General features: G+C 65.8%; 20 protein-coding genes. 15 read left to right on the forward strand and 5 right to left on the reverse strand.

Annotation, left to right across the window (positions count from 1 at the left end):
* Positions 1-307: 307 nt before the first annotated feature.
* Positions 308-2,863, reverse strand: a complete 2,556-nt coding sequence (locus ASF58_RS16385; protein ID WP_055954719.1) for a TonB-dependent receptor — start codon at positions 2,861-2,863, stop codon at positions 308-310.
* A gap of 135 nt (positions 2,864-2,998) precedes the next feature.
* On the opposite strand from ASF58_RS16385, the gene ASF58_RS26140 reads away from it, so the two are divergent.
* Positions 2,999-3,505 carry a hypothetical protein gene (locus ASF58_RS26140; RefSeq protein WP_156375760.1) on the forward strand — a complete coding sequence of 169 codons (507 nt, stop codon included), beginning with the start codon at positions 2,999-3,001 and terminating at the stop codon, positions 3,503-3,505.
* A gap of 223 nt (positions 3,506-3,728) precedes the next feature.
* On the opposite strand, the gene ASF58_RS16390 is transcribed toward ASF58_RS26140, so the two are convergent.
* The 3 genes from ASF58_RS16390 to ASF58_RS16400 all read right to left on the reverse strand — a co-directional run bounded on the left by ASF58_RS16390 (position 3,729) and on the right by ASF58_RS16400 (position 5,509).
* Positions 3,729-4,121: a hypothetical protein gene (locus ASF58_RS16390; RefSeq protein WP_055954722.1), complete on the reverse strand. Its 393-nt coding sequence runs from the start codon at positions 4,119-4,121 to the stop codon at positions 3,729-3,731.
* A 217-nt stretch (positions 4,122-4,338) separates the two neighbouring features.
* On the reverse strand, positions 4,339-5,142 hold the full coding sequence (locus ASF58_RS16395; protein WP_348271606.1) for a serine protease: 804 nt from the start codon (positions 5,140-5,142) through the stop codon (positions 4,339-4,341).
* Positions 5,143-5,212: 70 nt separating this feature from the next.
* Entirely contained in the window at positions 5,213-5,509 is a 297-nt protein-coding gene (locus ASF58_RS16400) for a hypothetical protein (protein WP_244477365.1), read from the reverse strand.
* 386 nt (positions 5,510-5,895) lie between these two features.
* Here ASF58_RS16400 and ASF58_RS16405 point away from each other — a divergent pair, with 386 nt between their 5' ends.
* The 14 genes from ASF58_RS16405 (at position 5,896) to ASF58_RS16470 (ending at position 18,241) form a co-directional block, all read left to right on the forward strand.
* Positions 5,896-7,779: a methanol/ethanol family PQQ-dependent dehydrogenase gene (locus tag ASF58_RS16405; RefSeq protein ID WP_055954725.1), complete on the forward strand. Its 1,884-nt coding sequence runs from the start codon at positions 5,896-5,898 to the stop codon at positions 7,777-7,779.
* Between the two features lie 218 nt (positions 7,780-7,997).
* Positions 7,998-8,846, forward strand: a complete 849-nt coding sequence (gene moxJ / locus ASF58_RS16410) for a methanol oxidation system protein MoxJ (protein WP_055954728.1) — start codon at positions 7,998-8,000, stop codon at positions 8,844-8,846.
* 113 nt (positions 8,847-8,959) lie between these two features.
* The gene (gene moxG, locus ASF58_RS16415) at positions 8,960-9,553 is read left to right on the forward strand and encodes a cytochrome c(L), periplasmic (RefSeq protein ID WP_055954731.1); all 594 of its coding nucleotides are present in this window, start codon (positions 8,960-8,962) and stop codon (positions 9,551-9,553) included.
* 94 nt (positions 9,554-9,647) lie between these two features.
* Positions 9,648-9,938, forward strand: coding sequence for a methanol dehydrogenase [cytochrome c] subunit (locus tag ASF58_RS16420; RefSeq protein WP_055954734.1), 291 nt, complete (start codon positions 9,648-9,650; stop codon positions 9,936-9,938).
* A gap of 157 nt (positions 9,939-10,095) precedes the next feature.
* Entirely contained in the window at positions 10,096-11,127 is a 1,032-nt protein-coding gene (locus ASF58_RS16425; RefSeq protein ID WP_055954762.1) for a MoxR family ATPase, read from the forward strand.
* Positions 11,124-11,978, forward strand: coding sequence for an MxaS protein (locus ASF58_RS16430; protein ID WP_055954738.1), 855 nt, complete (start codon positions 11,124-11,126; stop codon positions 11,976-11,978). Before ASF58_RS16425 ends, ASF58_RS16430 begins: the two co-directional genes overlap by 4 nt.
* 8 nt (positions 11,979-11,986) lie before the next feature.
* Complete coding sequence (locus tag ASF58_RS16435; RefSeq protein WP_055954741.1) at positions 11,987-12,910, forward strand: hypothetical protein; 924 nt, start codon at positions 11,987-11,989, stop codon at positions 12,908-12,910.
* Entirely contained in the window at positions 12,907-13,962 is a 1,056-nt protein-coding gene (locus ASF58_RS16440; RefSeq protein WP_055954744.1) for a vWA domain-containing protein, read from the forward strand. The genes ASF58_RS16435 and ASF58_RS16440 overlap by 4 nt, the downstream gene beginning before the upstream one ends.
* A 2-nt stretch (positions 13,963-13,964) precedes the next feature.
* The gene (locus ASF58_RS16445; protein WP_055954765.1) at positions 13,965-14,603 is read left to right on the forward strand and encodes a hypothetical protein; all 639 of its coding nucleotides are present in this window, start codon (positions 13,965-13,967) and stop codon (positions 14,601-14,603) included.
* Complete coding sequence (locus ASF58_RS16450) at positions 14,600-15,589, forward strand: vWA domain-containing protein (RefSeq protein WP_055954747.1); 990 nt, start codon at positions 14,600-14,602, stop codon at positions 15,587-15,589. The genes ASF58_RS16445 and ASF58_RS16450 overlap by 4 nt, the downstream gene beginning before the upstream one ends.
* 3 nt (positions 15,590-15,592) lie before the next feature.
* A complete protein-coding gene (locus ASF58_RS16455) occupies positions 15,593-16,126 on the forward strand; it encodes an SRPBCC family protein (protein WP_055954749.1) in 534 nt (177 codons plus the stop codon).
* Positions 16,123-17,079, forward strand: coding sequence for a cytochrome D1 domain-containing protein (locus ASF58_RS16460; protein ID WP_244477366.1), 957 nt, complete (start codon positions 16,123-16,125; stop codon positions 17,077-17,079). Before ASF58_RS16455 ends, ASF58_RS16460 begins: the two co-directional genes overlap by 4 nt.
* On the forward strand, positions 17,076-17,606 hold the full coding sequence (locus ASF58_RS16465; RefSeq protein ID WP_055954752.1) for a hypothetical protein: 531 nt from the start codon (positions 17,076-17,078) through the stop codon (positions 17,604-17,606). The genes ASF58_RS16460 and ASF58_RS16465 overlap by 4 nt, the downstream gene beginning before the upstream one ends.
* Positions 17,603-18,241: a response regulator transcription factor gene (locus ASF58_RS16470; RefSeq protein ID WP_055954755.1), complete on the forward strand. Its 639-nt coding sequence runs from the start codon at positions 17,603-17,605 to the stop codon at positions 18,239-18,241. Before ASF58_RS16465 ends, ASF58_RS16470 begins: the two co-directional genes overlap by 4 nt.
* Positions 18,242-18,443: 202 nt before the next feature.
* Here ASF58_RS16470 and ASF58_RS26145 read toward each other — a convergent pair whose 3' ends face one another.
* Complete coding sequence (locus tag ASF58_RS26145) at positions 18,444-18,698, reverse strand: hypothetical protein (protein ID WP_156375761.1); 255 nt, start codon at positions 18,696-18,698, stop codon at positions 18,444-18,446.
* Between the last annotated feature and the right edge of the window lie 179 nt (positions 18,699-18,877).

An 18,877-nucleotide genomic window follows, 5' to 3' on the forward strand; every position in this document is an offset into this window, starting at 1 on the left:
GGGTGGTCGGGGTCCACATGGCAGATCCAGGTCAGGTTTCAGCCCCCTCCTGGAATCACTGCCATCCCGGCCACTCAACCCTGCCTCAGCCCCTTATCGGACGGGCTCTAACACCGCTCGACCTGCGGGAGACAATTACTTCGCCGCCATCCTCAACGTGATGCGCCTGAGTCGACCGCGACGTGCGTGGAAGCTGACCTCAAACGAAAGCGGCCGGAGTTTTCCCCGGCCGCTCCATGTGACGTTCTAATCTTGTTTGGTTAGGGCGTCTGGATGATCTCCCGTGCCGTGACGGCAATACCAACGCTCAGTACTTGCGGATGAGCGGTTCCTGCATCGGCACCGGGTCTGCGCCGAAGGCGTAGCGCAGACCGCCATAGATCGAGAGGGGCTGGGCCAGCGTCGTTGTCCTCACATCGTTGACGGGATAACGGTTGGCTACGATGCCAGTCTCAAAGAAAGTGCCAAACGTGGTGTATCGGTTATTGGTGAGGTTTGTGATCAATCCGAAGACCTGGAGGTTCGGCGTAATCTGATAGCTCGTGTTAAGACCGAGCACATAGTAGGGCGGCAGCTTGCGGTTGAGGTTCGACTCGTCGCCCCGGAAATAGGACGAGGAGTAGGCCTGCAGGTTCATGCCGAAGCGCCAGCCCGGCAGGACCATATACTCGAACCCGACCTTGAACTGGTGGTTCGGGATCAGGGGCACCTGCTTGCCGGGAGTTACGAAGATTTGCCCCGGATTGCCGTCGGCATCCTCGGTGGAGAAAGGATTATTCGGAGAGGACAGAGTGCCGGTGAACCGGAATGTGGCGTCGATCAGAGCGTAGTTCGCGTAGACTGAGAAGTCGCCGCGCGTAAACTCGCCACCGACCTCGACGCCCTGGCGTCGCGTCGCCGGCACGTTGACGAAGTAGCCGCGGGCGGCGTTGCCGGGGGTGGCGAGCTGCAAGATGTCATTAGTTAGGTCGTTGCGGAAGGCGCTGACCTTATAGGTAAGCAGGCCGCCGTCATAGAAGTTGGGGATCGCCCCCCGGATGCCGACCTCATAATTTTGAGCGGTGACCTGCTTCAACGGCGGGTCAGCAACTAGGGAGTTCGGCACGAGGCAGGGCCGGTCCGGATTGGCACAGGCCAGTTCCAGCGGCGTCGGAGCTCGGTTCGACTCCGAATAGCTGCCGAAGAGCGAGAAGTTCGGCGTGAACCGGTAGGTCAGGCCCGCGAGTGGGTTCACCTTAGTGAAATAATGCGTGCCGTTGACGTCCGGCGAGAAGCCGGTCTGGTCGGTGGTGGTGACGCGGGCGAAGTTCAGGCGGGCGCCTGCCGTGACCGAAAGCGCATCGGTGACGTCGAAGGTGTCCGTGGCGTAGAGGCCCATGTAGAGGTTAGAGCCCAGCACCGAGCTCGGCGCGATGCCGAGTGCGCCGTCCGTGCGCAGCTGGTTGGTGCCGAGGCCCGGAATCAGCCCATAGGTCGGGTTATTCGGGTTCGTGGTCACGGAAAGATCGGGGTTGATCACGCCAAGCGTGCTCGAGGATTTGTAGCTGTAGTCCGCCACATCGATGCTGCCGCCGACGACGAAGCTGTTGCCGAAGCCGAAGATGCGGTCGCGGTTGGCCGCCTGAAGCGAGCCGCCATAACCAGTCGCCTCGGTGCGCGTGACGTCGAGGGTGCCATAGGGGACGCCCCGGGTGAAGGGAATGATCTGCCCGTTGGCACCGCGGACCCGCAACTGGTTGAAGGCGACGCCGGGGAAGCCGTCATCGTCGAAGCGCAGAGCCTCGGGTGTCGAGCATGAGCTGCCGCAGCGCTCGAATTCGGCGTCGTTGCCGTCAATGTACTGCTGGCTGAAGCGTCGGAAATAGGCGTTGCCGGCTAGATCCCAGGTCGGCGAGATGTCGACCCGGCCGGTCAGCTGCAGGGTCCCGAGTTGCGTGGTGGTGCTCTGCGGGTAGGTGAAGATCGCCCGCGGATCGACATGGGTGAAGTCCACCGGCGTTGCGGCGGCGGCGCCGAAGAACGTCCGGGCAAAGTTTCCGATAAGGTGGAACTCGGAATCGAGGGTGCGGTAGCCGACGTCGCTGTAAATGCGACCGATCGTGCTCGGCGACTCGAGGCGCCAGCCTCGGTCGTTGAGGCCGTCGCCGTTAAAGTAGAAGCTCCAGGGCCCAATCACCTTGCCGTATTCGAGGCCGCCGGCAACGCGCCCGTCCGACCCGCCGAGCAGGGTGACCTCGGTGCCCTGCCAGGTGAAGCCGTTCTTCATCTGGATGTTGATCGCCCCACCCAGCGCGTTGAGGCCGAAGACCGGGTTGCTCGTGACCACGTCGATGCGCTGAATTGCCGAGGGGGGGATCAGGTCGAGGTTGACGGTGTCGCCGAAGGCCTCGTTGATGCGCACACCGTTCTGGTAGACGGCCAGCCCCTGAGGCACGCCTGTCACTGGCGAGGCCTGGAAGCCGCGATAGTTGATGTCGAGGCGGTTGTTGTTGCCCTGCGAGTCGGACAGGTTCAGGCCGGGCGTCCGGCGCGCCAGCGTCGCCACCGCGTTAAAGGTGCCGCGATCGATGTCGAGGTCCGCCGCCGTCACCGTCTCGACAGTGCTCGGGATCTTATAGAGGGGCTGCTCGCCACCACGTAGGCGCGGAAGCGCCAGGGATGACGTCGGATTGGCGCTCGGCGATGCGACAGGTGTCGCGCCGAGAGGGGCAGGAAGCCGTGAAGCCCCAAAGCCTCCTCCGCCGACAGGAGTGGTGGCAACCACGCTGATTTCGCTCAGCGTAACTGCATCCTGTGCCCACGCCGCTCCCGGCAACAGCGCGACTGAAACGAGGAGGCTACTCCGAACCGTCCGCATCGTCATTCCAACCCAAGTTCTATTTGTTTCTGCTTACTGCGGTTCTTCGAACCAGCGGCTTTCCAAAACATGTCAGGCAAGTGGGGTTGATGAGCAAGGCAGTCCGATGGCGAATCCCGCCGGGGACGGAGAAGGGAGGCGATGTTTGAGGGAGCAGTTGTAGGGACGCAACATATTGTAATGCGAATCCGCCTCATTTTGGCAATTGCGCAATCAATTTGGGATGATTTGGCAATAAAATTTCAGCCCGTTCCCCGGGACATGCCTCGGGTTACTTTGACAATTCTTGTGGAACGACTCTATCGTCGCGGTTACTCCAACTTTCGATTTTTGGTCGAACCCATGCTGCCGCGCCTGGAATTCCTGAAGCAGTCGAAAAGGAATCAATTACCGAAAATCTTATCCGGTAGCGGAATCGTACTGCTGTTGGGGAGCAGGCCACTAAAAGTCAGATACGAAATCAATTTCGAAGAGAGGCGTGGCTCAGTCGTGTTCTCTGGAACTATCCGCGGCAATAAATTGGCTCTGGAAAAACTATGGCTTGCTCCAGTCGTCTGCCTACGCCTCGAAAACGGAGGTAGGCTGGACATGAGCATCACGAACTTGAAGGGCTGCGTAGGGTTTATAGAGCAGGTCTATAATGCTTGATTTTAATATTTATTGTTGACACTTGGGTCTAGGGTTCGAAAGTCTGAAATATCTAAGCGGGTGCAGGGACTACGTCCGTTATGTCACGCTTGCTGCCTTGCTGCCTTGCTGCCTTGCTGCCTTGCTGACAGATGGGAGCACTCCGCATGCGAGAAGCGCTCCCAAAAGTAGGCTTATCCAACCGTGGGCGTTCAAACGCCTGATGCGCTACGATCCACAGGCTTCAGCGGATCAGCTTGTAAAGCTTCTTGCCTGCTGGCGACTTCAGTTCCTTGGTATCTACGGTGCCGTCGTTGTCCGGATCGGCCTGCTGGAACGCCTGCGCTGTCAGGGCAAGGTACTCTTTCTCATCTAGCGTACCGTCCTGATCCGGATCGGCAGCCTTCAGGGCCTTTTGACCGACGCGGCCCTTGAGTTCCCGGACGTCAAGGGTACCATCGCTGTCTTTCTCCAGCTTGGCGAAGACCGCGGATGCGGCGGCCTGGGCTTCCTTAAGGTCAATCGTGCCGTCGTTGTCGGGATCGAAGGCCCGCAGGCTGGACGCCGCGAGTGTCGGGGCAGCAGCACCTCCGAGCACGATGGCGATCAGAGCAACCGATAACACGCGTTTGGCCATAAAATCCTCCCATGCGCGACTCTGGCGATTGTGCACTGCCGCGAACGTTACCGGGAATGCCTAAAATAGCCAGGATAGTTTGGCAACGTTGGCACCGGCATGGAGGCGTCACGTGGCCGTGATGCGCAACACTGGGTCTGTGCTTGTAGAGCTTGGCAAGGGACCTATGCGAGGCCTGGTTGCGATCGCGCCGCGCGCCATCCACTGCGGGTGCCGGTCAGCGCACCGTTGGGTCGGCGGCAAGACGAGCACGGATGGCCTCCGTAAGTCCGCCCTCGAAGAGCAGAGCCGATCCGTAGTGGTACTCGATGTCGAAGGCTCGGCGCGAGTTCATGGACAAGGAGGCGCTATGGAGGGCGAGGAGGCGGCCCCCAGTGTCGAACAGGCCCGAGCCGGAGCCACCATAGCCATTGTTGCAGTCGTGGCGGACACGCCGGATCGCATCCTCGCTCGGCGCATCAATCCGGTGGATCGTGCAGGCTTCGAGGCTGCTCTGGCCGGGATAGTTCGCATGGCCGCCGGGGGAGACCATGACGACCGGGACCGGTACGGATCCGGTCGACAGATCGGGTGAGGCCGGCACCGGCTGCGGACGCACTCCCTCGGCCGGCTCCGCCAGGTCGACCAGCGCCCAATCGTCGGTGATGTATAGCGACATCGCCCCCGGCACGGTACCGAGGCGCAGGGTCTCGGGGGCGAAGGCGTAGTTCCGACCGCCGATCTGGAAGAAGCAGTCGGCGATGTCGCGCGTGGGCTCCAGGTGCCGGCTGCGAAAGTTGTGGGCGTTCAGCACCACGAGGCGCGGGCTGCCGATCAGCCAGGCGGCGGCCGCCTTCCGGGGAATGCCGTCCGCCCGGCAGTAGAGGACGCCGGCGCCGGGATAGCGGGCGTAGTCCGCCCCCTCCAGTTCGCGCCGGTCATCCTGTGGATAGAGCGCCGCCCAGCGCTGCGGGCTCTCCGCCCGTCCCGCACCGCTCCATCCGAGGCCGACGAGCCCCGCCCCGGCGAGCGCGAGGCCCACCAGCGCTCCGCCCCCTCGGACGCGCGCCCGAATCGATCGCTTCCATCCACCGCTGCCCTGGCCCAAGCGCCTACTCGTCGGCGGCCTGGTGGACGGAGACGCAGATCTTCACAGCCTGCTCCAGCTTGGTGTCGCGCGGATTGCCGATATTCGCGGTCTCCTCGAGGCAGCGGACGAAATAGTCCCGGTCGAGCTGCGGTGAGAGGCTCGAGAACGCCTTGCCCATCCGGGTGGCGAAATCGACCCGGTCCGTGGTCGGGGCGCGCGACCAGCTCGCGACCGGATCGTCCAGCGTCAGGCGTGCCGCCTCCGCGCGCGACGCCGCGCCGACAGCACAGAATAAGAATATAGTAAGATTGCGAACCATATTCAAAAGACTTTCCCGCATCTCTCAAGCTGCCCAATCGGGCGCACCATCCTTCCACGGGAGACATCCTGTCAATTGCCCAGCTGATATTCCTCGAATTGCCAGAGAAAAGTCTTTTATATTCCGGTTTTCACAGCATCGATTGCCGATTGATCCCGATAAAAAAGTGCCAACATCCCGCAGACAGCGCGAAAGGCAAATGCTTGTATGAATAGCCAGCCGATCAGTAATAAAACATTCATAAGAACCTCTATATCTCAAGATTTTCTTATGAATACGACGAGCCCCTGGGATCAATACAGGGACTTGTGCTGACCCGGCGAAATCAAAGGCTGCGCCCGACCGGATGGTCGACGGACGCGGCCATCAGGGTAGGAGACGTTGGGATGAATAGGTTTCTGGCTTCGGTCTCGGTGATGGCGCTCGGCGCCCTGGCGCCGTTGGGTCTGCCTAGCATGGCTGCGGCGAACGACAAGCTCGTCGAGATGGCGAAGGACGACGCCAACTGGGTGATGCCCGGCAAGAACTACGACTCGGACAATTACAGCCCGCTCAAGCAGATCAACACCAGCAACGTGAAGGACCTAAAGGTGTCCTGGACGTTCTCCACCGGCCTGCTCAACGGCCACGAGGGCGCCCCGGTGGTGGTGGACGGGAAGATGTACGTCCACACCTCCTTCCCCAACAACACCTTCGCGCTGGGCCTCGACGATCCGGGCAAGATCCTCTGGCAGGACAAGCCCAAGCAGAACCCGGCCGCCCGCGCGGTGGCCTGCTGCGATCTTGTGAACCGCGGCCTCGCCTACTGGCCCGGCGACGGCAAGACCCCAGCGCTCATCCTCAAGACGCTCCTCGACGGCAACGTCATGGCGCTCAACGCCGAGACCGGCGAGACCGTCTGGAAGGTCGAGAACTCCGACATCAAGGTCGGCTCGACGCTGACGATCGCGCCCTACGTGGTCAAGGACAAGGTCATCATCGGCTCCTCCGGCGCCGAACTCGGCGTGCGCGGCTACCTCACCGCCTACGACGTGAAGACCGGCGCCCAGGTCTGGCGCGCCTACGCCACCGGCCCGGACAAGGACCTGCTGCTGGCCGACGATTTCAACATCCGCAACGCCCATTACGGACAGAAGGGGCTGGGCACCTCCACCTGGGAGGGCGATGCCTGGAAGATCGGCGGCGGCACCAACTGGGGCTGGTACGCCTACGATCCCGGCACCAACCTGATCTACTTCGGCACCGGCAACCCGGCGCCGTGGAACGAGACCATGCGTCCGGGCGACAACAAGTGGACGATGACGATCTTCGGCCGCGACGTCGACACCGGTGAGGCCAAGTTCGGCTACCAGAAGACCCCGCACGACGAGTGGGATTACGCGGGCGTCAACGTGATGATGCTCTCGAACCAGAAGGACAAGGACGGCAAGGACCGCAAGCTCCTGACCCATCCGGACCGGAACGGCATCGTCTATACGCTGGACCGCACGGACGGCTCGCTGGTCTCGGCCAACAAGATCGACGACACCGTCAACGTCTTCAAGTCCGTGGACCTGAAGACCGGCCAGCCGGTCCGCGACCCAGAATACGGCACCCGGATGGACCATCTCGGCAAGGACATCTGTCCCTCGGCGATGGGCTACCACAACCAGGGCCACGATTCCTACGATCCGGAGCGCAAGGCGTTCTTCATGGGCATCAACCACATCTGCATGGATTGGGAGCCCTTCATGCTGCCCTACCGCGCGGGTCAGTTCTTCGTTGGCGCGACACTGAACATGTATCCGGGTCCGAAGGGCGACCGGCAGAACTACGAGGGCCTCGGCCAGATCAAGAGCTACAACGCCATCACGGGCGCCTTCCAGTGGGAGAAAATGGAGCGCTTCGCGGTCTGGGGCGGCACGACGGCCACCGCCGGCGGGCTGGTGTTCTACGGAACCCTCGACGGCTACATCAAGGCGCGCAACTCGGACACCGGAGACCTTCTCTGGAAGTTCAAGATGCCCTCAGGCGCCATCGGCTACCCGATCACCTACACCCACAAGGGTGAGCAGTACGTGGCGATCTACTACGGCGTCGGCGGTTGGCCGGGCGTCGGCCTGGTCTTCGACCTGCAGGACCCGACCGCCGGCCTCGGCGCGGTGGGCGCCTTCAAGAAGCTCGCCAACTACACCCAGATGGGCGGCGGCGTGATGGTGTTCTCGCTGGGCGGCAAGGGCCCCTACGACGATCCGAACGTCGGCGAGTACCAGACGGCGGCGGCGAAGTAGGCAGCACGGCAAGGCAGCGCCCGCATCGTGAGCGCGTCCCCTTCCCCCTGTGGGGAGGGGTCACGGGTGGGGGGGGGCTCCGCTGGCCTTCGTCCGTCGAGGGTCACCCGACCACTCCCACCCCCAACGCCTCCCCACAGGGGGAGGAGGGCAGTGCCCGACGCGCCGCGGTTCGGTCCCAGAAGATTCCGACCAACAAGAACAACGGAAACGCTCCCATGTCCTTCGCTACAGCATGCCTGTCCGCCGCGGTTCTTCTCGCCCTCGGCGGTGGCGCCTTCGCGCAAGGCGATACAAAATCCGCCCCCGACGAAAAGACCCTGCGGGTGTGCGCCGCCAACCAGCCGCCGCTCTCGCTCAAGGACGGCAGCGGGCTGGAGAACCGCATCGCCGCCGCCGTCGCCGAGGCGATGGGGCGCCAGGCCGCGTTCGTCTGGTCGGACAAGGCGGCGATCTACCTCGTGCGCGACAGCCTCGACAAGAAGCTCTGCGACGTGGTGGTCGGCCTCGACAGCGACGACCAGCGGGTTCTTACGACCAAGCCGTACTACCGCAGCGGCTACGTGTTCATCACCCGCGCCGACCGCGACCTCGACGTGAAGTCCTGGTCTGATCCGCGGCTCAAGACCGTCGACCACATGGTGGTCGGCTTCGGTACCCCCGGCGAGGTCATGCTGAAGGATATCGGCCGCTACGAGGAGGACATGGCCTACCTCTACTCGCTGGTGAACTTCCGCGCGGCCCGCAACACCTACACGCAGATCGATCCGGCCCGGATGGTCAGCGAGGTCGCTACCGGCAAGGCCGACGTGGCGGTCGCCTTCGGCCCGGACGTCGCCCGCTACGTCAAGGACTCCGCCCAGCCCCTGCGCATGACCCTGGTGCCCGACGACACCACCCGCAGCGACGGCCGGAAGATGCCGCAGAGCTTCGACCAATCCATGGGCGTGCGGCGGGACGATGCCGCCCTGAAGGCCGCCCTCGATGCGGCCATCGTCAAGGCGAAGCCGAAGATCGAGGCAATCCTGAAGCAGGACGGCGTGCCCCTCGTCCCCGTCACCAACTGACGCGGCGCCCGACGCGCTCGTCCCCGAGATCCGCTCCCTCGCCGGCGCCCCGACGGGCGTCCGGTCCAGCCCCGCCCGGCCGGTCAGCCGTCCGGCGTCATCAGGTCGAATTCATGCGTGATTCCAACGGCATCCTGGCCATCTGCCTCAGCCTCGCCGCGGTGCTGGGCGGCGTCGCGGCGCTGGCCCAGCCCGCCGCCGGCCCCCAAACCGGCTTCGTCTTCCGCAACACGGTCACGGGCGAGCAGCTCAACGTCGCCGAAGGCAAGGAGGGCGGCCGCGACACCCCGGCGGTGAAGGACTTCTTCCAGACCGGCAAGAACGCCTACATCGACGACAAGTCCTGCCTGCGCAACGGCGAGTCCCTCTTCGCCACCTCGTGTTCCGGCTGTCACGGCCACCTGGCCGAGGGCAAGCTCGGACCGGGGCTCAACGACAATTACTGGACCTATCCGGCCAACACCGAGGACACCGGCCTGTTCGCCACGATCTTCGGCGGCGCCAACGGCATGATGGGCCCGCACAACGAGAACCTGACCCCCGACGAGATGCTCCAAGTCATCGCCTGGATCCGGCACCTCTATACCGGTCCGGTCCAGGATGCTGTCTGGCTCAACGACGCGCAGAAGAAGAACTACACGCCCTACAAGCAGGGCGAGACCTTCCCCAAGGACGTCAAGGGTCAGTGTCCGCCGCTGGCGGAGTGACGTCCGAGGAAGTCACGGGCGCCATCCGTGAGCCACCACGGCGCAGAGCCGCAACATCCGATCACCCCACACGCGATCGATCAAGGAGACGACCATGCGGACATTCATCACGGCCCTGGCCCTCGGTGCGGGCGCGCTGCTCGCGCTCCCGGCACTGGCCTATGACGGCTCCAAGTGCAAGGCCGCCGGGAATTGCTGGGAGCCCAAGCCCGGCTTCCCCGAGAAGATCGCCGGCACGAAGTACGATCCGAAGCACGACCCGAAGGAGCTCAACAAGCAATCCGAGTCGATCAAGGCCATGGAAGAGCGCAACAAGAAGCGCATCGAGGCCGCCAAGAAGACCGGCAAGTTCGAGTACGACGTCACCAAGTTGTCCTCGAACTGATCCCGGGATTCCTTTCGAGCCCTTCTATTCGGGTCTTCGAGCGGGATCGACGGTCGTCCCTAACCCCGCGGGCGGCCGTCGCTTCGACCGCGATCCGGCCGGGCGACCTGCAGACGCGCCGTCCCGGGTCGCGGTCGTTCCTCCAAGGCGAACCATGATGAACCAGTTCCGCTCCGGCGATGCGATTCTCACCGATTGGCGCGAGGCGGCCGGCCGCTTCGAGACGACGGTGGGCGCGGCTGTGCTCGGACAGGCGCGCGCGATCCGGCTCCTGACCATCGCGCTCTTCGCCCGCGGCCACGTCCTGCTGGAGGGCGATGTCGGCGTCGGCAAGACCACGCTGCTGCGCGCCGTGGCTCGGGCCGTCGGGGGCGCCTATGCCCGCGTCGAGGGCACCGTCGACATGATGCCCACCGACCTCGTCTACCACACCTACCTCGCCGAGGACGGCCGCCCCCGGGTCGAGCCGGGGCCGGTCCTGCGGCAATCCGAGGACCTGTCGATCTTCTTCTTCAACGAGATCAACCGGGCCCGGCCCCAGGTCCACGCGCTGCTCCTGCGCCTGATGGCCGAGCGCACGCTCACGGCTTTCAATCGGGAGTACCGGTTTCCCAACCTCCAGGTCTTCGCCGACCGCAACCGGGTCGAGCGCGAGGAGACCTTCGAGCTTCCCGCCGCCGCCCGCGACCGCTTCCTCATGGAGATCGGGCTCGAAGCGCCCCGGGATGCCGAGGCCCGCCGGGCCCTGGTCTTCGATCCGCGCTTCCACGACACCGACGCCTTGATCGCCGGCCTCGACGGCGACGTCCTCGACCATGCCGCCCTCGCAGGCATCGCCGCCGCGATCCAGCACGGCATCCAGGCGAGCCCCGCCATCGAGGCTTACGTGATCGGTCTCTGGGAGGCGCTGGTGCGGCCGGCGCAGGCCGGCATCCGCTTGCCCGGCCTCGACATGGAGGGCCTGGTCCAGGGCGGGGCCTCCCCCCGCGGCGTCGCCTTCCTGGTCCGCGCCGCCCGCGTCCGCGCCTGGCTTGAAGGTCGCGACTGGATGGTGCCGGAGGACGTCCGGGCGGTCTTCCCCGAGGTCATGGCCCACCGGGTCTTCCTGGAGCCGATCTACGAGCTGCGCCGGGCCGCGATCATGCCCGAGCTCTGCCGGGCCGTATTCGAGATCGTGCCGGCGCCATGACGGAGACGGCGCAACCCGACATCGTCTACCGCCCCCGCGGGCGCCTGCCCGGCACCCGCCCCGGCGCCCATCGCGGTCGCGAGGCCGGCGGCCTCGGCACCTTTCGCGATCAGGTGCCATTCCTGCGGATGCCGGATGCCCGCCGCATCGACGTTCGCGCGACCCTGCGCGACCCCTTCGAGGGCACCGTCGTGCGCCGCTTCGAGGCGCGCACCCCGGTGGAGGTCTGGGCACTCCTCGACTTCTCCGCCTCCATGCGCTTCACCGGCGAAGCCGACCGTATGGCCCTGGCTTCCGCCTTCTGCGTCGGCCTCGCCGCCTCGGCCACGCGGATCGGCGATGCCTTCGGTCTCATCGGCTGTGACGAGACGGTACGGGACGACGTGTTCCTGGCGCCCAGCCGCGCCCCGACCCGGGCCGCCGAGGTGGCGCGGCGCCTCGCGGACGCCGCCTGCACCGGCCACGGCGCCGCCGGCATGGTGGCGGCGACCCGCCGCCTCGCCGGCCGGCCGAAGATCGTGTTCCTGCTCTCCGACTTCCGGTGGCCGGAGGCGCTGATCACCGAGGTCTTCGCCGCCTTGGGCCGGCACGACCTGGTCCCGGTGCTTCTCGGCGACGCCGCCGAGGCGGAGGGCCTGCCGGACTGGGGCCTCCTCGAACTCGACGATCTCGAAGGCGCCGGGCGCCGGCTGGTCTTCATGCGACCCGCCCTGCGCCGGCGCTGGATCGCCCGCGAAGCCGCCCGGATCGAGACCCTGCGGCGCCTCGCGACGGCCCATGGCCGCCCGCCCTTCCGTGTCGCCGGCCGCTTCGATCCCGACGCGGTCAGTCGCCACCTCCTCGGCGCCTGAGGCGGACCATGCGTATCCGCTGCCTCGCCCTGATCCTCGCCCCGCTCCTGTCCGGCCCGGCCGGGGCCCAGGTCCACTCCGTCGAGGTCCGCACGCCGCGCCCGTTCGGCTACTTCCTCGGTGACCTGGTCCGAGCCGAAGTCGACCTCGTGGTCGAGCCGGGCTTCCGGCTCCAGGCCGCGTCGCTGCCGAAGCCCGGGGCGCTCACCTACTGGCTCGACCTGCGCGACCTCGACGCGACCGCGTCGGTATACGGCGACGCCCAGCGCGTGCGCCTCGGCCTCACCTATCAGACCTTCTACGCCGCCCTCGATGCCCGCGCCCTGGAGATTCCGGGCTTCACCGTCACCTTCGTGAGCGAGAGCGATCACGGCGCCACCACCGTCAAGGCCGCGGTGCCGGCCTGGTCGTTCAACGTCTCGCCGCTGCGCGAAATCCAGCCGCCCGCCCGGGACGACCCGCGCGACTACATGCGTCCCGACGGAAAGGTCGGCCCCGGCAATCCGCGGCCCCTGCTCCTCGGCGCCGCCGGCTCCGCCACCCTTGCCCTCCTGGCGCTCGCGGGACTCGCCCGGGACCGGACCTGGTGGCCGTTCAGGACCCGGCGCGGCCGTCCATTCGCCCTCGCTGCCCGCCGGATCCGATCTCTGGCACGCCGGCCGGACCCGACACCCCATTACCGCGACGCCCTGCTGGCGCTCCATGTCGGCCTCGATACGGCAGCCGGCCGTCGGCTGCTCGCCGATGATCTCGACGATTTCCTGAAGACCCATCCGGCCTACGCGCTGGAGGGGCCGGACCTGGCCCGGTTCTTCGCGGCTTCCCGCCGGACCTTCTTCGGTCCCGGCCCGGAGCCGGAGCTCGGCGCGTTCGCCCTGGCCGATCTCGCCGCTCTCGCTCGGCGCCTTGCGCACGCGGAGCGCACCGCATGATCGATGCGCTCGTCCGCTTCTCCGCCAACCATCCGGCGCTGCTCTGGCTCCTACCTCTCGCCCTGCTGCCACTCCTGACCTCGGCCCAGCGCCGGGTCCCCGTGGCCGCCCTGGCGGCAGCCCCGCCCGACGGCCCGTCGCGGGCGATCAGCGCCCTCCTGCGCGTGGCTGGAATCGTCGCTATTGCGGGCCTGATCCTCGCCCTGGCCGGTCCCTACCGCCGGGGCGAGACCCTCACGCGGACCGGGATCGGCGCCCAAGTCTCGATCCTGATCGACCGTTCGGGCAGCATGAACGAGACCTTTGCCGGACGGCAGCCCTCCGGCGCCGAGGAATCGAAGGCCGCCGCCTCGCGCCGACTGCTCGCTGCTTTCGTGGGCAGCCGAGCACACGACCAGTTCGCGGTCACGGCGTTCTCGACGGCGCCGATGCTGGTGATTCCCATGACCGACCGGCACGCGGCGGTCCGGGCGGCCATCGCGGCCATAGACCGGCCGGGCCTCGACTACACCAACATCGCCCGCGGCCTCGCCATGGCGCTGTCTCAGTTCGGGCCGGCCAGCCCCGCCACCTCCCGGGCGCTTTTGCTGGTCTCGGACGGAGCGGCCGTGATCGACCCGCGCGTGCAGGACACCCTCCGGGCCGCGTTCACCCGCTTGCGGCCGAACCTCTACTGGCTCTTCCTGCGCACGAAGGGCTCGCCCTCCATCTCTGATCGGCCGGCGGGCGAGGACACCCCGCAGGCGGCGCCCGAGCGCCACCTCGACCTGTTCTTCAAGAGTTTGCGGACGCCCTACCGTGCCTTCGAGGCCGAGGGTGCGGAGGCAGTGGCCGAGGCGATCGCCCAGATCGAGCGGCTGGAGCGCGACCCGATCCCCTACACCGAGCAGCGTCCCCGCCGAGATCTGGCAGGGTTCGCCTACGCCGCCAGCCTCGTCGGACTCGTGGTCCTCGTCGCGGCCAAGCTGGGCGAGGCGGACCTCCGTCGAACCCGCAGGTCGGCCGCCCCGGTCCTCGCCATCGCATCCGATCCCGCGAGGCACGCCGCATGACGATGACCGCGATCCTGCCGTGGCGCACAGCGCCACCCTCCGTCGGGCACCGCACCCGCACGCATCGCACGGACCTGCGCGAGGGCTGGCAGCGGTTGCGCCCGCGCCTCCTCGTCCTGCTGCCGATCCTGTTTGGTATAGCTGCGCTGGGCTGTAGCTACGGCGCTTGGCGGATCGCGCGCGACAATGCCGCCATCCGGGCGCTCTCCGCCGGCCAGGACGTCGTGGTTCCGATCGGGGCCGCTCCGGCTCTTCTCCTGGCCCGTGTCCAGCACCTTGCCCGACGCGGCGCCGTGGAGACGATCGAGCCTCTCGTCGATGCCCTCGAACGGCAGGGCGCTGTCGAGCGAGCCGCCCGTGCCCGCTTCGCCCTCGCCAATGCCCATCTGCGTCAGGCCTTCGACCACCTCGAGCGCGGCGACCTCGACCCCGCCGGACCCCGCATCACCCTGGCGCGCCAGGAATACCGGCGCGCCCTCCAGGCTCGGCCGGATTTCTGGGATGCGAAGTTCAACCTCGACGTCGCCTCGCGCCTCCTGCGCGACTTTCCGGAGTTCGATCGCAAGTCCGGGGACGAACTGAAGGCCGAACCGAAGAAGATCTGGACCGACATTCCGGGCCAGCCGCGGGGCGAGCCGTGACCCTTCCCAGACTGATCCTGCGGAACCTGTCGGATGGACGCCTGCGCCTCCTCGCCGGAGCCCTCGTGCTGGTGGCCCTGGCCCTTGTCGCGCGTCCGCTTCCGTTCGCCCGCGACGGCGTCTCGGTCCTGGCGATCGTCGACATCACCGGCAGCATGAACGTCCGCGACTACGTCGACGCCGACGGAGTTCCGACAAGCCGACTCGACACCGCGAAGGTGGCGCTGCGCGACCTTGTCGCCGGCCTGCCGTGCGGATCGCGGTTCGCCCTCGGCCTCTTCACCGAGCGCCGACCCTTTCTCCTGTTCACGCCCATCGAGACTTGCGCTGGTTTTGCGCCGATTGATGGAGCCCTCGCAGGGATCGACTGGCGCATGGCCTGGGAGGGCGACAGTCGGATCTCGGCGGGGCTGTTCCGCAGCATCGCCATGGCGGGGGAACTCGGCACAGACCTCGTTTTCATCACCGACGGGCAGGAGGCTCCGCCCCTGCCGAGCCGGGGTGGACCAGCCTTTGAGGGCCGACTCGGCGGCGTGCGAGGCCTCATCGTGGGGGCGGGTGCACCCGGTCTGTCACCGATCCCGCGCTATGATGACCGGGGCCGCGAGACCGGCTTCTACGGTGCCGGCGACGTCCAGCAGGAGAACCGTTTCGGCCCGCCGCCGGCCGATGCCGCGCAGCGCGAGGGCTACAATCCGCGCAATGCCCCCTTCGGCGCGGCCGCCGCCAGCGGCACCGAGCATCTGTCCTCGGTGCGGGAATCCTACCTGCGCACCCTCGCCGGCGAGACCGGCCTCGTTTACGCGCCGCTCGACGGACCGCACGGCCTCAGCGCGCCGCTCAGGGGCGCCGCGACGCCACGCCCGGTTCCGGGCCGCCTCGACCCACGCCCCGTTCTGGGAGCGGCTGCCCTGCTGCTGCTGCTCGCCGCCTTCCTCACACCCCTGCTCCGCGCCCGCGGATTCCCGACCTGGAAAAAGGCCTGATCGATGCGTCTCGGTGTTCCCGCCCTCGTCCTGATTCTGCTCTCCGGGGCGGCCCTCGCCCATGGCCCGACGCCGCAGAAAGTCGACCAGAGCATCGTCATCGCTGCCAAGCCGGATGTCGTCTGGAAAGTGGTCGGCGAGTTCGCTGGCATTGGGTCCTGGCACCCTGATGTTGCCAGGAGCGAGGGCAGCGGTGGCAACGGGTCCGGCGGCCAGCGGAAGGTCATGCTCAAGGCGGGTGGCACCTTGAACGAGGGGCTCGACGAGATGAGTGCCGCCGGGCTGAGCTATTCGTACCGCCTTTCCGATCCCGACTTGAAGGCGCTTCCGGTCTCGTCCTACTCGGCCACCCTCACGGTGTCCCCCGAAGGCGACGGCTCCCGGGTCGAGTGGCTTGGCCGCTTCTATCGGGGCGATACCGGCAACGAGCCGCCGGAGGACCTCAGCGACGAGGCCGGCCGCACCGCCATGAACCGCTACTTCGCAGATGGTCTGAAGGGGTTGAAGGCGAAGATTGAGGGGAACGCCGCTCCATGATGGGTGTTCCGGTGATCGGACAACACGCCTGGGCCGGTCTGATCCTCGGCCTCGCACCCTGTGTGGCCGGAGCGCAGACCGTCTACGTCGCGAGTCAGGGCGCCGGAACCCTGGTGGCTCTGGCGCCTGGATCCGCGTCGGGCGGCGCGCCCCTCGCGGTTGGGCGCGGCCCGGCCCAGATGGCGGCCGGCCCCGGGGGGCAACTCTACCTCACCCATCCGGATACGGGTCGGGTCACCCTCGTCGATGAGTCCGGCGGAACGGTCCGACGGACCTATCCGGTGCCCGGACAGCCCTTCGGCATCGCGATCTCGGCGGATGGCGCGCAACTCTATGTTGGCGACTGGGCCGGCAACCGGGTGATGCGCCTCTCCGCCGAGAGTGGCACGTTGGAGGGGACGGTGCCGGTCGGCCGCGAACCGGCCGCCCTAGTGATCGATGGCCGGGGCATGCTGTATGTAGCCGACCGGGAAAGCCGGCAGGTCAGCGTCGTCGACACCACCGCAATGGCGCGCGTCGCGACGATTCCGGTAGGTGAGGCGCCGTTCGCGCTGACGCTGAGCCCGGCCGGCGACAGGCTCTACGTAGCCAACGTGCGTAGCGGCACCGTGAGCGTCATCGACACCGCCAATCGCCGGACCGTCGCGACCTTCGCTGTGGGCGGCATGCCATACGGGGTGGCCGTGAGCCCGGACGGCGCTCGGATCCTCGTCACCGACCAGCGGGCCGGAACCCTGGTCGTCGTCGATGCGGTCAGCGGCGCAACGCTGGCCGCCGTGCCGGTCGGGCGCTACCCGGAGGGCGTGGCGGTAGCCGGCCACCGGGCCTACGTCGCCAACTGGTTCTCCGATTCCGTCTCCGTCATCGATCTAACGACGCTGCGCGAGACCTACCGGATCGCCGTACCCGAGGGTCCACGCAGCCTTGCGGTTCCCCCCAGAGCAGGCCGATGAGGCACGCTGCCGTTCCTGCGCCGGCCCTGCCCCTGCTCCTTATGCTGGCCCTGGGCGTGGCCAGCTGCGACGGCGGCGAGCCTGCGCAGGAGGCGACGGTGGTAGCGACGAAGTCCGACGCTGAGGTACCGGCTTGGCTATCGCCCACCGATGGCATGGAGCCGGCGCTCTGGCTTGCCCGGCGCGAGCCCGGACAGCCGGCGTCCGGCGCACACGTGCGCAGCGACGACCTGCGTCACAGCCTGGCACGGGCCGCCGAGACCTTCATCGAAGATCCCCGCATGATCGCCAACCGCACGGTGCAACTTGGGCAGATGCTTGCCGAGGCCGGCGCGCCAGAGACCTATGCCGACCTTCTCGACGGCCTTGAGGAAGCCGCAGCCCCGACCCACCGCAAGCAGCTCTACGGCGAGTTGTGCCAGCACTACTACAACACACGGCAGCAGGGATTGGACAGGGCACAGACCCTCGCGCGCCTGACCGAGCGCTACGCCGCGCAACCCGCCGCACCGGCGACCACGCCATGAGGGAGCCGCCGACGAGTATTCTCATCGCAGACGACCACCCAGTGATCCTGAGAGGCTTTCGCACCCTCATGGAGGATGTTGGCATCGACACGATCCATGAGGCGACCACCATCGTGGAGGCCTACCGGGCCTTCTACCGGCAACGTCCGGGCATAGTGATTGCTGACCTCACCTTCGGCGAGCATGGCGTTTCGGGCCTGTCCCTGATCCGGCGCATCCGCGATCTGGAGCGTCGGACACGGATCCTCGCCTTCAGCATGCACGACGATCCCACCATCGTGGCACGCGCGTTGGAAAGCGGGGCGTGCGGCTATGTCCTCAAGGATGCACCGGCTGCGGAATTCCTTAGAGCGTTCGACCAAGTGCGCAGCGGCGGAAACTACCTCAATCATGACCTCGCTCTGCGAGTGGCCATGCTCAACGCAACCGCCCACCGCTCGACCGCCGTAAATCTCACGGAGCGCGAACTGCATGTCCTCACCCTGATCAAGGAGGGAGATTCCTACCAAACAATTTCTGACAAGCTATCGATGAAGTACAAGACCGTCGTCAACATCATCTCGGCAATTCGCCGGAAATCTGGAACACATAGCTTTGCCGAGCTAGTTAGTTTTTCAATGAAAGCAATCAGATAAAATACAAATACCTGAATATATTTTAGTCAATCGTCCGAGGTCAAGCTTGCGGCAAAACTTTAGCCTCTGGTCCGGCGCAGAAATTCAAACACCGATTTTGATTTCTGAGATTGTTCATCTCAAAGTAAAACCAAATATTCTTAGATAAAGTAATAAAATAATTAATATTGACGCACATGGCATGAGTGATTGAAAATATCACCTAGTTGCCAGATGCAACATCAGACCAATAGCAAATATTATTTGTTTCAATATTTACGCATGTCAGACCATCGCTCGTATCGCCCAAAACAATACGATCCTTGCTGGTCCAAATTTTGCAATCTCCTAAACGGATGAGCTTGCCCAATCGAGTGATGTATTGATCCTCAATTGAAGCGATCTTCAGCCGGATCAGCTCTTGTAAGGTATAAATTGACTTGCAACCAACCTTTTCATCTCCGTTCGGCGCTCCCATGGCCGGCCACGTCAGGAGGCAAACCAGCGGAACCGAAAAACGAAATGTTCTTCCCATAAGGCTTTAATCTCATGAAGGAATGCCGGCGCGGAAACCCGCGCCGGCACCCCTGGCCTTACCGTAACGTGCGACCGATTAGTTCGGCAGCGAGAAGACGGTCAGCTGACCACCAAGGTTGG

Origin of the sequence: Methylobacterium sp. Leaf125, from assembly GCF_001423085.1 — a bacterium.
Lineage (GTDB): Bacteria > Pseudomonadota > Alphaproteobacteria > Rhizobiales > Beijerinckiaceae > Methylobacterium.

Excerpts from the sequence above, each read along its gene's own strand:
- ASF58_RS16385 (WP_055954719.1), bottom strand. The coding sequence starts at position 2,863 with ATGACGATGCGGACGGTTCGGAGTAGCCTCCTCGTTTCAGTCGCGCTG.
- ASF58_RS26140 (WP_156375760.1), top strand. The coding sequence starts at position 2,999 with ATGTTTGAGGGAGCAGTTGTAGGGACGCAACATATTGTAATGCGAATC.
- ASF58_RS16390 (WP_055954722.1), bottom strand. The coding sequence starts at position 4,121 with ATGGCCAAACGCGTGTTATCGGTTGCTCTGATCGCCATCGTGCTCGGA.
- ASF58_RS16400 (WP_244477365.1), bottom strand. The coding sequence starts at position 5,509 with ATGGTTCGCAATCTTACTATATTCTTATTCTGTGCTGTCGGCGCGGCG.
- ASF58_RS16405 (WP_055954725.1), top strand. The coding sequence starts at position 5,896 with ATGAATAGGTTTCTGGCTTCGGTCTCGGTGATGGCGCTCGGCGCCCTG.
- moxJ (WP_055954728.1), top strand. The coding sequence starts at position 7,998 with ATGTCCTTCGCTACAGCATGCCTGTCCGCCGCGGTTCTTCTCGCCCTC.
- moxG (WP_055954731.1), top strand. The coding sequence starts at position 8,960 with ATGCGTGATTCCAACGGCATCCTGGCCATCTGCCTCAGCCTCGCCGCG.
- ASF58_RS16420 (WP_055954734.1), top strand. The coding sequence starts at position 9,648 with ATGCGGACATTCATCACGGCCCTGGCCCTCGGTGCGGGCGCGCTGCTC.
- ASF58_RS16425 (WP_055954762.1), top strand. The coding sequence starts at position 10,096 with ATGAACCAGTTCCGCTCCGGCGATGCGATTCTCACCGATTGGCGCGAG.
- ASF58_RS16430 (WP_055954738.1), top strand. The coding sequence starts at position 11,124 with ATGACGGAGACGGCGCAACCCGACATCGTCTACCGCCCCCGCGGGCGC.
- ASF58_RS16435 (WP_055954741.1), top strand. The coding sequence starts at position 11,987 with ATGCGTATCCGCTGCCTCGCCCTGATCCTCGCCCCGCTCCTGTCCGGC.
- ASF58_RS16440 (WP_055954744.1), top strand. The coding sequence starts at position 12,907 with ATGATCGATGCGCTCGTCCGCTTCTCCGCCAACCATCCGGCGCTGCTC.
- ASF58_RS16445 (WP_055954765.1), top strand. The coding sequence starts at position 13,965 with ATGACCGCGATCCTGCCGTGGCGCACAGCGCCACCCTCCGTCGGGCAC.
- ASF58_RS16455 (WP_055954749.1), top strand. The coding sequence starts at position 15,593 with ATGCGTCTCGGTGTTCCCGCCCTCGTCCTGATTCTGCTCTCCGGGGCG.
- ASF58_RS16460 (WP_244477366.1), top strand. The coding sequence starts at position 16,123 with ATGATGGGTGTTCCGGTGATCGGACAACACGCCTGGGCCGGTCTGATC.
- ASF58_RS16465 (WP_055954752.1), top strand. The coding sequence starts at position 17,076 with ATGAGGCACGCTGCCGTTCCTGCGCCGGCCCTGCCCCTGCTCCTTATG.
- ASF58_RS16470 (WP_055954755.1), top strand. The coding sequence starts at position 17,603 with ATGAGGGAGCCGCCGACGAGTATTCTCATCGCAGACGACCACCCAGTG.
- ASF58_RS26145 (WP_156375761.1), bottom strand. The coding sequence starts at position 18,698 with ATGGGAGCGCCGAACGGAGATGAAAAGGTTGGTTGCAAGTCAATTTAT.